The sequence below is a fragment of the Burkholderia sp. MSMB1072 genome (assembly GCF_001524725.1).
Lineage (GTDB): Bacteria > Pseudomonadota > Gammaproteobacteria > Burkholderiales > Burkholderiaceae > Burkholderia.
Genome location: NZ_LOYC01000066.1, coordinates 26,762 through 39,531, shown reverse-complemented (window position 1 = coordinate 39,531; position 12,770 = coordinate 26,762). Strand labels below are relative to the sequence as shown.

At 69.0% G+C, this 12,770-nt stretch carries 9 protein-coding genes; 1 reads left to right on the top strand and 8 read right to left on the bottom strand.

Going from position 1 to position 12,770, the window contains the following annotated elements; all coding sequences use genetic code 11:
• Positions 1–8: 8 nt before the first annotated feature.
• The 8 genes from WS89_RS28470 to WS89_RS28435 all read right to left on the bottom strand — a co-directional run bounded on the left by WS89_RS28470 (position 9) and on the right by WS89_RS28435 (position 11,522).
• Positions 9–2,018 (bottom strand): sensor histidine kinase, encoded by a 2,010-nt coding sequence (locus WS89_RS28470; protein WP_059795408.1) that lies wholly within the window; start codon positions 2,016–2,018, stop codon positions 9–11.
• 4 nt (positions 2,019–2,022) lie between these two features.
• On the bottom strand, positions 2,023–3,312 hold the full coding sequence (locus WS89_RS28465; RefSeq protein ID WP_059506547.1) for a dicarboxylate/amino acid:cation symporter: 1,290 nt from the start codon (positions 3,310–3,312) through the stop codon (positions 2,023–2,025).
• A 356-nt stretch (positions 3,313–3,668) separates the two neighbouring features.
• Positions 3,669–5,354, bottom strand: coding sequence for a cation acetate symporter (locus WS89_RS28460; protein WP_059795405.1), 1,686 nt, complete (start codon positions 5,352–5,354; stop codon positions 3,669–3,671).
• Between the two features lie 11 nt (positions 5,355–5,365).
• Positions 5,366–5,671, bottom strand: a complete 306-nt coding sequence (locus WS89_RS28455) for a DUF485 domain-containing protein (RefSeq protein WP_034208474.1) — start codon at positions 5,669–5,671, stop codon at positions 5,366–5,368.
• Positions 5,672–5,774: 103 nt separating this feature from the next.
• Positions 5,775–6,980, bottom strand: coding sequence for a CaiB/BaiF CoA transferase family protein (locus tag WS89_RS28450; protein WP_059795537.1), 1,206 nt, complete (start codon positions 6,978–6,980; stop codon positions 5,775–5,777).
• Between the two features lie 29 nt (positions 6,981–7,009).
• Positions 7,010–8,146, bottom strand: coding sequence for an acyl-CoA dehydrogenase family protein (locus WS89_RS28445; RefSeq protein ID WP_059795402.1), 1,137 nt, complete (start codon positions 8,144–8,146; stop codon positions 7,010–7,012).
• Positions 8,147–8,160: 14 nt separating this feature from the next.
• Positions 8,161–9,357 carry an acyl-CoA dehydrogenase family protein gene (locus tag WS89_RS28440; RefSeq protein WP_059795400.1) on the bottom strand — a complete coding sequence of 399 codons (1,197 nt, stop codon included), beginning with the start codon at positions 9,355–9,357 and terminating at the stop codon, positions 8,161–8,163.
• A gap of 29 nt (positions 9,358–9,386) precedes the next feature.
• Positions 9,387–11,522, bottom strand: coding sequence for a 3-hydroxyacyl-CoA dehydrogenase NAD-binding domain-containing protein (locus WS89_RS28435; protein WP_059795398.1), 2,136 nt, complete (start codon positions 11,520–11,522; stop codon positions 9,387–9,389).
• A 238-nt stretch (positions 11,523–11,760) separates the two neighbouring features.
• Here WS89_RS28435 and WS89_RS28430 point away from each other — a divergent pair, with 238 nt between their 5' ends.
• On the top strand, positions 11,761–12,723 hold the full coding sequence (locus tag WS89_RS28430) for a LysR family transcriptional regulator (RefSeq protein ID WP_059795392.1): 963 nt from the start codon (positions 11,761–11,763) through the stop codon (positions 12,721–12,723).
• Positions 12,724–12,770 lie beyond the last annotated feature (47 nt).

Genomic DNA, 12,770 nt, shown 5'->3' with positions numbered 1-12,770 from the left:
TGCTCACGCTAATGCGAGCCCGCCGGCTCGGACACGGAGTCCGGATGATGCGTGCGGGCGCGCCGCAGCGTCAAGACGAACAGCGCGCCGCCCGACGGTGCGTTGCGTGCGGTCAGCGCGCCGCCCGCGTCGCTCGCGATCGACGACGAGATCGCGAGGCCGAGCCCGAGCCCACGCCCCATTTCCTTGGTCGTGAAGAACGGCTCGAACAGGCGCGGCAGCAAATCGGGCGCAATGCCGGAGCCGTTGTCGCGCACCTCGACCGCGAGCGTCGCGGCCGACACCGCGATCGTCACCTCGATGGCCGGCGCCGCGACGCCGGCCACCGCGTCGAGCGCGTTGCCGAGCAGGTTGATCAGCACCTGTTCGAGGCGCAGGTCCTCGCAGCGCGCGACGAGTTCGGGATAGTCGCGCGCCAGATCGAGCGGCGCGTCGCGCGCGGGCGAGACGGTCGCATCCTGCAGCGTCAGCGTGAGCGCGACGCCGCGCAGGCGCTCGTCGAGCAGCGACAGCACGCTGCGCAGCGCGCGCACGACGAGCGCCTGCTCGTTGCGCGGCTTCGCGCGGCCGACGAACAGCTTCAGCTGGTTGGTGATCTTGCCCATCCGCTCGGTGAGCGCGGCGATCGCCTCGAGATTCTCGCGCGCGGCGGCCTGCTCGCCGCGATCGAGCAGCACGCGCGTGTTGTCCGAGAAGCTGCGCAGCGCCGCGAGCGGCTGGTTCAGTTCATGCGTGATGCCGGCCGCCATCTGGCCGAGCGCGGCGAGCTTGCTCGCCTGGATCAGTTCGTCGTGCGCGGCGCGCAGCTCCTGCTCCGCGCGGATCCGGTCGCCGACTTCCTTCTGCAATTGCTCGTTCGCCTCCGACAGGTCGGCCGTCCGCTCCTCGACGCGCCGGTTCAGCTCCGCGTACGCCTGCTGCAGCAGCGCGCGGCCGCGGATCATCTCGCGCACGCGGGCGCGGCGCATCCGCCAGTAGAACGCGAGCAGCGCAACCGACACGAAGCCGAAGCCGGTGACGATCGTGGCGTTGCGCGCATCGGCATCGATCGGCGCGATCGGCGCGAGCGTGACGAGCAGCCAGTCGGGCTCGCCGATCCGGCGCTTGCTGGCGAGGAAGCGCGGCGCGCGCCGGCCGGCACCGAGGCGCACGATCTCCGCATCGGCGCCGAGCGTCTGCTCGACACGCAGCGGCAGCGGCGTGACCGGCTGCTGCGCGTACTGGCGCGTTTCGTAGATCGACGCGGCGACGGGCCCCGTGAGCGGGCGCAGCGTGTGGTACTTCCAGGCGGGCACGGACGACAGGAACACGACGCCGTGATCGTCCACGACGACGAGCGGCTCGGACGCGTCGGCGCCCTGGAACCATTCGAGATTGAGCTTCACGACGACGACGCCCGCGATCTTGCCGTCGCGCCACACGGGCTGCGAGATGTAGTAGCCGGGATCGCGCGAGATCGTGCCGATCCCGAAGAAGCGGCCGACCCGGCCGTTCATCGCATCGAGGAAATACGGGCGGAAACGGTATTCGATCCCGACGAAGCTGTCGGGTGCGCGCCAGTTGCTGGCGGCGACGCACAGGCCGTCCGCGCCGATCACGTAGGTGACGGTCGCGTGCGCGTGTTCGTTGAGATCTTCGAGATAACGATTGACGCGGGCGGTGTAATCGCCGCGCTTGGGCTCGGCCAGGAGGTCCTGCACGTACGGATGGCTGCCGAGCAGATAAGGCAACGATTCGTAGCGGTCGAGCGTGCTCTTGAGCGCGTTGGTGGTGCGCTCGACGCGCACCGCGGCATTGCGCTGCAGCTCGGCGACGCCCCGCTGCCACGTGATCGTCCACGTGAGCGCGCACGCCGCGACGAGCGCGGCGGCGAGCACGACGAGGATGAGCAGGCGGCGCGTCACGGTCGAGGCTTCCTGGCGATGCGGATCGCCTATTGTGTCATAGGCCTCCGCCTCGATACCCCGACCGCCGCGGGCCGCACGGCCGGCGGGCCGTGCCGCCGCCTGCTCGTTCATCGCGTCAGACGCCGGCCGTCTCGGTCGGCGCGACTTCGGCGCCGCCCTTCAGCGCCTGGCGCAGCTTGTTGCGGTCGAGCTCCTTCTCCCACGCCGACACGACGACGGTCGCGACACCGTTGCCGACGATGTTGGTCAGCGCGCGGCATTCGCTCATGAAGCGGTCGATGCCGAGGATCAGCACCATGCCCGACAGCGGGATCGTCGGCACGACGGCCAGCGTCGCGGCGAGCGTGATGAAGCCCGCCCCCGTCACGCCGCTCGCGCCCTTGGACGTCAGCATCGCGACGGCCAGCAGCGTGAGTTGCTGCATCCACGTCAGCTCGATGTTGGTCGCCTGCGCGATGAACAGCACGGCCATCGTCATGTAGATGTTGGTGCCGTCGAGGTTGAACGAATAGCCGGTCGGCACGACGAGGCCGACGACCGAACGCGAGCAGCCCGCCTTCTCGAGCTTTTCCATCAGCTGCGGCAGCGCGGCTTCCGACGAGCTCGTGCCGAGCACGATCAGCAGCTCTTCCTTGATGTACGACACGAAGCGGATGATCGAGAAGCCGGTGAAGCGCGCGATCGCGCCGAGCACGACGAGCACGAACACGACCGACGTCAGGTAGAACGTGCCGATCAGCTTGAGCAGCGGCACCAGCGAGCCGACGCCGTACTTGCCGATCGTGAACGCCATCGCGCCGAACGCGCCGATCGGGGCCAGCTTCGTGACGATGTGCACGATGCCGAACAGCACGCGCGTCAGGCCGTCGATGAAATCGGTGACCACGCGGCCGCGCTCGCCGAGGTGCGCGAGCACACTGCCGAACAGCAGCGCGATCAGCAGGATCTGCAGGATTTCACCCTGCGCGAACGCGTCGACCATCGTGTTCGGGATGATGTGCATCAGGAAATCGACCGTCGATTGCCCGTGCGCCTTCGCCGCGTACGACGCGACGGCCTTGCCGTCGAGCGTCGCCGGATCGATGTTGAAGCCGACGCCCGGTCGCAGCAGGTGAGTGGCCGCGAGGCCGAGCACCAGCGCGAAGGTCGACACGATCTCGAAGTACAGCAGCGCCTTGCCGCCGACGCGGCCGACCTTCTTCATGTCCTCCATGCCGGCGATGCCGGTGACGACCGTACAGAAGATGATCGGGCCGATCACCATCTTGATCAGCTTGATGAACCCGTCGCCGAGCGGCTTCATGTCGGTGGCGAGCGCCGGGTAGTAGTGGCCGAGGATCACGCCGACGATGATGGCGAAGATCACCTGCACATAGAGCACTTTGTAGAAGGGTTTCTTCTTCACGATGGTTCCTGCTGAAGTAGATGATGAGCCGGTGGAAACGGCGTCACGCGCGCGGGCGAATGTCTCGGGAGAAAGCCAATCGCCCGCGCGGCTGCCGTGCCGCAACAAGCGATGCCTCAGAACATCCGACAGGGGAGGAAGGCGCTGGTCATCGATTGTCTCCTTGATGTAATAGTCAGGCCGAGGGGCGGCCATGCGCTTTATATTGCAAGGTCGATGCCAGGCTTCCGGAACCCCTCAAGCCGTTGTTTTCATTGTATTTCCCACAATGCGGCAGGCAAGGAAATCCGGGATTCCGGATTTCCGGAAAAGATCCGTCCGGCGATCCGGACGGATGGGCACATTGATCCGACGAATCAGTGCTGCACGGCCCGGCTCGCGAGCACGCCGGTCTGCGCGTAGAACTCCTGCCGCGCGAACGCGTCGCGCTCGCGGCGCGCGCGCTCGCCGCGATCCGCGAGCGAGCCGACGACGATCCCGACGAACGCGAGCGGCACCGACACGAGCGCCGGGTTGTCGAGGAACACCGGCGCGTGCGCATGATGCAGCACGTCGACCCACACCGACTTCGACAGCACCGTGAGCGCGACCGCCGACACGAGGCCGAGGCCGCCGCCGAGCACTGCGCCGCGCGTCGTCATCCCGCGCCAGAAGATCGACATCGCGAGCACGGGGAAATTCGCGCTCGCGGCCACCGCCGCGACGAGCCCGACCATGAACGCGACGTTCACGTGCTCGAACAGGATCGACAGCGCGATCGCGACGGCCGACAGCACGATCGTCGCCGCGCGCGAGATGCGCATTTCCAGCCGCTCGTCGGGCTTGCCGCGCGCCCACATCTGCGCGTACAGGTCGTGCGAGATCGTCGTCGCGCCCGCGAGCGTCAGGCCGGCGACCACCGCGAGGATCGTCGCGAACGTGACGGCCGCGATGAACCCGTAGAACCAGTTGCCGCCGACCGCCTGCGCGAGCTTCACCGCGACCATGTTGGAGCCGCCGAGCAGGTCGTGCGTCAGGTTGAACGTGCCGTTCGCGCCGAGCCGGAAGAATTCCGGATGCTGCGCGAGCAGCACGATCGCCGAGAAGCCGATCACGAAGGTCAGCAGGTAGAAATAGCCGATGAAGCCCGTCGCGTAGAGCACCGACTTGCGCGCCTCCTTCGCGTTCGGCACCGTGAAGAAGCGCATCAGGATGTGCGGGAAGCCGGCCGTGCCGAACATCAGCGCGATGCCGAGCGACAGCGCATTGGCCGGATCGCGGATCAGCTTGCCGGGCCCCATGATCGACAGCGCGCCCGGATGCACGGCCACCGCGCGGCGGAACATCGCGTCGATGTCGAAGCCGAATTCGCCAAGCGCCAGCAACGCGAGCAGCGTCGCGCCGAGCAGCAGCAACACGGCCTTGATCACCTGCACCCAGGTGGTCGCGGTCATCCCGCCGAAGAACACGTAGACCACCATCAGCACGCCGACGATCAGCTCGGCCGTGCCGTACGACAGCCCGAACAGCAACTGGATCAGCTTGCCCGCACCGACCATCTGCACGACGAGGTACAGCACGACGATCGTCAGCGCGTTCGCGGACGTCAGCAGCCGGATCGGCCGCTGCGCGAAGCGGTACGCGACGACGTCGACGAACGTGAACTTGCCGAGGTTGCGCAACGGTTCGGCGATCAGGAACATCACGAACGGCCAGCCCACCAGGAAGCCGATCGAATAGATCAACCCGTCGAAGCCGAACATGAACACCATGCCGGACAGCCCGAGGAACGACGCGGCCGACATGTAGTCGCCGGCGATCGCGAGCCCGTTCTGCAGGCCGGTGATGCCGCCGCCGGCCGTGTAGAAGTCGCGTGTCGAACGCGTGCGGCGCGCGGCCCAGCGCGTGAGCGCGAGCGTCGCGAACACGAACGCGAAGAACATCCCGATCGCGACCGGGTTCAGCTCGACCTTGTCTGGCATCGGGCCGGCGACGCCGGTCGCATGGGCGGCGGCGGAAACGAGAACGGCCAGCGCGCCGAGCGCGCTCGAAAGGAATCGCATGTCGGCCTCCGTTACGAACGCTGCAGGATCGCGTCGACGCGGCGATCGAACGCGCGGTTCGCGCGCAGCACGTAGCACGCGGTCAGGCCGATCGCGACGAGGATGATCGCGACGCCCGCGGCGATCCCGACCGTCGTCGTCGCGCCGCGGTACAGCGGCGCGGCGAGCACGTGCGGCGCGAGCGCGACGAGCAGGATGAAGCCGTAGTACGTGGCGATCATCAGCGCCGTCAGCATGAAGCTGAAGCGGCGCCGTGCCCGCACGAGCTGCTGGTAGTCAGGGCGCGCCGTGACCGATTCGATGACGGAAAGCTCCATGTTGTCTCCAATATCGTCTCGTCGTATCGCGAGAGCTGTCTCGTGGATGGTCGGCGCGTGTCGACTGCTCCGCCCGCGCCGCGGCGGCAATCCCTGCAACGCGTTACACGACGCGATCCGCACGCAGCCGCGCAATCGCGTCGGCCGACATCCCGAGCCAGTCGCCGAGCACCGCGTCGGTATCCGCGCCAAGCACCGGCGGCGCACCGCGCACCGGCAGCCGCGCGCCGTCGAAGCGGTACGGCGGCGCGAGCACGTCGACACCGCCCGCGACCGGATGCGGCTGCCGCGTGACGAGCCCGGCGCGGGTGGCGCGTTCCGACGTCAACGCTTCGTGCAGCCCGAGCACTTCGCCGCACGGAATGCCCGCGGCGGCGAGCGCCGCCAGCAGCGTCGCACGCGAGCGGCGCGCGAGTTCGCGGCGGATCTCGGGCAGCAGGTCGGCGCGATTCTCCGAACGGCCGAGGTTGGTCCTGTAGCGTTCGTCGGCCGCGAGATCGGGCCGCTCGATCGCGTCGCAGAAGCGCGCGAACTGCGTGTTGTTGCCGACCGTGATCACGAGCGGGCCGTCGGCCGCATCGAATACGCCGTACGGCACGATCGACGGATGCGCGTTGCCGTAGCGCGGCGGGTCCTCGCCCATCAACAGCGCATCGAGCCCGTAGTACGCGGTGATCATCAGCCCGCAGTCGAACAGCGCCATCTCGATGCGGCGACCGCGCCCCGTCGCATGGCGTTCGTACAGCGCGGCGAGGATCGCCTGCGCCGAATACATGCCGGTGAACAGGTCGACCGCCGCGACGCCGAACTTCAGCGGCGGCTGGCCGGCCTCGCCGTTCAGCGCCATCAGTCCGGCCTCGCCCTGGACGACGAGGTCGTAGCCGGGCCGCGCGGCCTCGGCGCCCGATCGGTCGTAGCCCGAGATCGCGCAGTGCACGAGCCGCGGATTCAGCTCGGCCAGCGCGTCGTAGCCGAGCCCGAGCTTCTCCGCGCCGCCGAACTTGAAGTTGTGGAGCACCACGTCGGCCCGCGCGGCCAGCTCGCGCGCGATGCGCTGGCCGGCTTCCGTCTGCAGGTCGACGCAGATCGAGCGCTTGCTGCGGTTCACGCTGTTGAAATAGGTGGTTTCGGTGTCGCCGATCCGCAGCCCCCAGTCGCGCGTATCGTCGCCGCGCGCCGGATGCTCGACCTTGATCACTTCCGCGCCGAAATCGGCAAGCACCATCGCGCACCACGGGCCCGCGAGCACGCGCGAGAAATCGAGCACCTTCACGCCGGCCAGCGGCAGCGCGCGCGCTTCGTTCGTCATCGTCGTCTCCTCCATTCGCGTTTGCGCCGTTATCGTTTGGACAGCGCGATGTAGCGCGCGAGATGGTGATCCTCGTCGCCGAGCTGGTGATCGATCATCACGAGCCGCTTCGCGTAGTGCGCCAGCGGCAACTCCCACGTCATCCCGATTCCGCCGTGCAGCTGGATGCTTTCCTCGGCGACGAGCGTGCCGATCCGGCCGATGCTGTATTTCGCCGCCGCGAGCGCGCGCTCGCGCACCGCGCGCGGCGCATCGAGCTGCGCGGCCGCGTTGATCACGGCCGAGCGCGCCTGCTCGACTTCGAGCAGCAGATCGGCCATCCGGTGCTGCAGCGCCTGGAAGCTGCCGATCGGCAACCCGAACTGCTTGCGCGTGCGCAGATACTCGAGCGTCGCTTCCTTCGCGACGTCCATCGCGCCGAGCGCTTCCGCCGACAGCGCGAGCAGCCCGTAGCCGAGCACGCGTTCGAGCAGCTCGGCGCCCGCTTCGCCGTCGTGCGCGCCGAGCGCCGCATCGGCCGGCAGCGCGACGCGCTCGAAGCGCACTTCGGCCGCGCGGCCGCCGTCGATCTTCCGGTAGTCGCGCAGCGACACGCCCGGCGCCTCGGCCGGCACGACGAACAGGCCGATGCCGGCCGCGTCGTCGTCGCGCCCCGACACGCGCGCGCTGACGACGAAGAACGCCGCCTGCGCGGCCTGGTCGACGACGCCCTTCGCGCCCGTCAGCACCCAGCCGTCGCCCGCACGTTCGGCGCGCGTGCGCACGGTCGTCAGCTCGTAGTGCGAACCCGGCTCGTCGTGCGCGAACGCGGCGCTCGCGCTGCCGTCGATCAACGCGGCGAGCTTGTCGCGATGCGCATCGCCGCCCGCGAGCGACAGCGCACGGCCGGCCAGCAGCGCGCCGAGGAACGGCTCGACGACGAGCCCGCGCCCGAGGCATTCGAACACCACGGCGATGTCGAAGCCGGCGCCGCCGAAGCCGCCGTCGGCTTCCGGAAACAGCGCGCCGACCGTGCCGAGTTCGGCGAAGCGCCGCCACATCGCGCGGTCGAAGCCTTCGGCCGACTGCGCGATGCGGTCGCGCACCGGGAACGCGTACTGTTCGGCGATGAAGCGGTTCAACGTGTCCGCCAGCATCCGGCGATCTTCTGTGTGCTGAAAATCCATCGTCGCGTCCCTCGTTACAGCCCGAGCATCATCTTCGCGATGATGTTCTTCTGGATCTCGTTCGAGCCGCCGAAGATCGACAGCTTCCGGTTGTTGAAATACTGCTGCGCGGCGCTCGCGGCTTCGTCGGGGCCGACCGGTTCGCCAGCGTAGTCGGCGTCGAGCGCGTCTTCGACGAACGGCTGCGCATACGGCCCCATCGCGCGCCGCATCAGCGCGGTGATCTCCTGGCGAATCTGCGTGCCGCGAATCTTCAGCATCGAGCTTTCCGCGCCCGGCGCGCCGCCGCCCGCGACCGCGGCCAGCACGCGCAGGTTGGTCGTGCGCATGTTTTCCAGTTCGATCTCGACGCGCGCGACGCGTGCCGCGAAGAACGGATCGTCCGCGAGCGGCCGGCCGTTCTTCGTGACCTTCGCGGCCACCGCGCGCAGCCGGTCGAGGGCAGCGGTCGAGAAGCCGATGCCAGCGATGTTGGTGCGCTCGTACGTGAGCAGGTATTTCGCGCAGGTCCAGCCGCGGTTCTCTTCGCCGACCAGGTTTTCCACGGGCACGCGCACGTCGGTGAAGAACACCTCGTTCACCTCGTGCTCGCCGTCGAGCGTGATGATCGGGCGCACCTCGACGCCCGGCGTGTTCATGTCGATCAGCAGGAAGCTGATGCCTTCCTGCTTGCGCACGTCGGTCGCGGTGCGCACGAGGCAGAAGATCATGTTCGCGTAGTGGCCGAGCGTGGTCCACGTCTTCTGGCCGTTCACGACGTAGTGATCGCCATCGCGCACCGCGCTCGTCTTCACCGCCGCGAGATCGGAGCCGGCGCCCGGTTCCGAATAGCCCTGGCACCACCAGTCGGTGCCGTCGAGAATGCGCGGCAGCCAATGCCGCTTCTGTGCGTCGCTGCCGTACTTGATCAGCACGGGGCCGAGCATGTTCACGCCGAACGGCACGATGCGCGGCGCGCCGGCGAGCGCGCATTCGTTGTCGAACAGGAACTTCTGCGCGACGCTCCAGCCAGGGCCGCCGTATTCGCGCGGCCAGTGGCTCGCGAGCCAGCCGCGCGCGTTCAGGATCGCGTGCCATTCGCGCATGTCGTCGCGCGTCAGATGCAGCCCGCCCTTCACCTTGCGCGCGATGCGCTCGGGCAGTTCGGCTTGCAGGAAGCGCTGCACTTCCGCGCGGAAGGCTTCTTCTTCGGGCGTGAAATCGAGGTCCATCTTCGTTCCGTTGCAAATGCGGTTGGCGTTCAGTCGATGCGGTTCAGGCTCGCGAAATCCGCGCCGCGCGCGACGAGATCGACGAGCAGCGGCGACGGCTTCCAGAACAGCGGATCTTCCTTCGCGAACGCGCGGATATCGGCGAGCACGTTCGCGAGGCCGACCGTGTCCGCGTAGTGCATCGGGCCGCCGCGATAGCGCGGGAAGCCGTAGCCGTACAGGAACACCGCGTCGACGTCGAGCGGGCGCAGCGCGATCTTTTCGTGCACGACGTTCGCGCCTTCGTTGATCATCGCGGCGAGGTAGCGGCGCAGGATCTCGCCGTCGGTGAACGTGCGCGGCGTGACGCCCTTCTTCGCGCGTTCCTGCGCGACGATCGCTTCCACTTCCGGGTCGGGCGTGCCGACGCGCGCGCCGTCCGGATACAGGTAGTAGCCGCGGCCGGTCTTCTGCCCGAACCAGCCGCGCTCGCACAGCCGGTCGGAAATCTCCACGTAGCGCGCGTTCGGGTCGCGCGTCGCCGCGCGGCGCTTGCGGGTCGCCCAGCCGATGTCGCCGCCCGCGAGGTCGACCACCTGGAACGGGCCCATCGGGAAGCCGAACTCGCGCACCGCGCGATCGATCTGGTACGGCGACGCGCCGTCTTCCATCAGGTAGTCGGCCGCCGTCCGGTAGACGGCGAGGATCCGGTTGCCGATGAAGCCATCGCATACGCCCGCGCGCACCGGCGTCTTCTTCAATTGCTTCGCGAGCGCGAACGCGGTCGCGACGACGTCCGGGCTCACGCGCGCCGGCACGACGATCTCGAGCAGCTTCATCACGTTGGCCGGCGAGAAGAAATGCAGGCCGATCACGTCGGCCGGCCGGTCGATGCTTGCGGCGAGCGCGTCGATGTCGAGATACGACGTGTTGGTCGCGAGCACCGCGCCCGGCTTGCACACGCGGGCGAGCTCGGCGAACACGGCCTGCTTCACGGCCATGTCCTCGAATACGGCCTCGATCACGACGTCGGCCTGCGCAACCGCGTCGTACGACGTGCTGCCCTTGAAGCGCGCGAGCCGCGCCGCGTGCGCGGCCGGCGTCATCCGCCCTTTCGCGACGAGGCCGTCGTACACCTTCTCGACGTGCGCGCGGCCGCGCGCGAGCGACGCTTCGTCGCGCTCGATCATCGTCACCGGCAGCCCGGCGTCGAGCGCCGCGACCGCGATGCCCGCACCCATCGTGCCGCCGCCGACCACGCCGATCCGCTCGACCGGCCGTGCGCTCGCGCGCCGCGCCTCGGGCGCCTTCGCCGCCTCGCGCTCCGCGAAGAACGCATGCACGAGGCCCGCACGCTGCGGGCTGTCGAGGCACTGCAGGAACAGGCTCCGTTCGAGCTTCATCCCCGCATCGAACGACTGCGTGAGCGCGGCCTCGACCGCGTCGACGATCTTCGCCGGCGAGAAAAGGCCGCGCGACTTCTTCGGCAGTTCCGCGCGCGCCGCGTCGAGCGCGGCCTGCGCGGCCGCGCGGTCTGCCAGGCCCTGCGCGTCGCGCGTGCGGCGCACGGGCGCGCCGAGCGACACGAGCTCCTGCGCGTACGCGAGCCCTTCGGCGAGCGTATCGTCGCTGTGCGCGATGCGATCGACGAGGCCGAGCGTGAGCGCCTCCTCGGCGCTCGCATGGCGGCCCGTCAGCATCAGGTCGAGCGCGGCCTTCGCGCCGATCAGGCGCGGCGTGCGCTGCGTGCCGCCCGCGCCGGGCAGCAGGCCGAGCGTCACTTCGGGCAGCCCGAGCTTCGCGCCCGGCACCGCGAGCCGGTAGTGCGCGGCCAGCGCGACCTCCAGGCCGCCGCCGAGCGTCGCGCCGTGCAGCGCGACCACGACCGGCTTCGTGCTCGACTCGATGCGTTCGCACACGTCGGGCAGCGACGGCGGCACGGGCGGCTTGCCGAATTCGCGGATGTCGGCGCCCGCGATGAAGTTGCGGCCGGCGCCGACGATCAGCACCGCGTGGATCGTGTCGTCGGCCTGCGCGGCGTCGATCGCGTCGGCGAGGCCGCGCCGTACGTCGGCGGACAGCGCGTTGACGGGCGGATGGTCGATCGTGACGACGAGGATCTTGTCGCGCCGCTCGCGCGTGACGGTGCCCGTCTGGGCGGGTTCGTGGGAAGCGGGTGAATTCATCGTGTCTCCAAGTGCGGTGCGCCTGGCGGACGGGACCGCCCGCCAAGCCGGCGGGCGGTGCCGGTTCGCGAGCTGTCCCATGCGGCGGGAAACGATCCGGCGTGGTTGCCGGGCATGACCCGATTCTCGATTGATCGAGATTCGTTGACAATTCCCGCACGCTTTTACAAGCTGTCAAGTCCGACTTGACACCGAATCTTTCCGACCGTTAAACGGGCCGGATCAGGAGACACCCCGCATGGACCTGAACGCGCTGACGCTGCTCGTCGAGATCCTCGACGCCGGCAATCTCAGCAAGGCCGCGCAGCGGCTCAAGATGAGCCGGGCGAACGTCAGCTACCGGCTGAACCAGCTTGAGCGCTCGATCGGCCAGCAGCTCGTGCGGCGCACGACGCGGCGCATGGAGCCGACCGAGATCGGACTGAAGCTGTACGAGCACGGCCGGCGCATCCGCAACGAACTGCTCGCCGCGCAGGAATCGGTGACCACGCTCGGGCAGGACCTGCAGGGCCGCGTGCGGCTGTCGGTGCCGAGCGGCTACGGGCAGATGGTGATGTCCGACTGGCTGCTCGCGTTCAAGCGGCGGCATCCGGGCATCGTGCTCGACGTGGTGTTCGAGAATCGCGTGGAAGACCTGATGCGCGACGAAGTCGACATCGCGATCCGCGTGATGTCCGAGCCGCCGCAGAACCTCGTCGCGCGCGACATGGGCGCGGTGCGCTACGTCGCGTGCGCGTCGCCCGCGTTCGCGGCCGCGCACGGGATGCCGGCGAGCCTCGGCGCGCTGGCCGCCGCGCCGGTCGTCACCGCGACGGTGATGGGCCGGCAACTCCGGATCGCCGCGTATCTCGGCGACGAACGCCACGAGGTGCTGCTCGAACCCACGCTGATTTCGGAGAACTTCCTGTTCCTGCGCCAGGCGATCCTCGCGGGGATCGGCGTCGGCATCGTGCCCGACTACGTGATGCAGGACGACCTGCGCCGCGGCGCCGTCGTCACGTCGCTCGACGCGTACCGGCTCAGCATCTTCGGCACCCACATGTACATGCTCTACATGCCGAACCGCCACCATACGCGCGCGACGTCGACGTTCATAGAGTTCATCCTCGAACGGGCCGGAAAGACCGGCCGCGGCGGGCCCGGCGGGATGCGTCAGGGTTTCCTGTCGGATGACAAGCCGCCGGCCACGCGGCGACAATAGCGCGCCGGGGCGGGCAGCGCCGTTGCGTCAGCGCCAACGTCGACGCC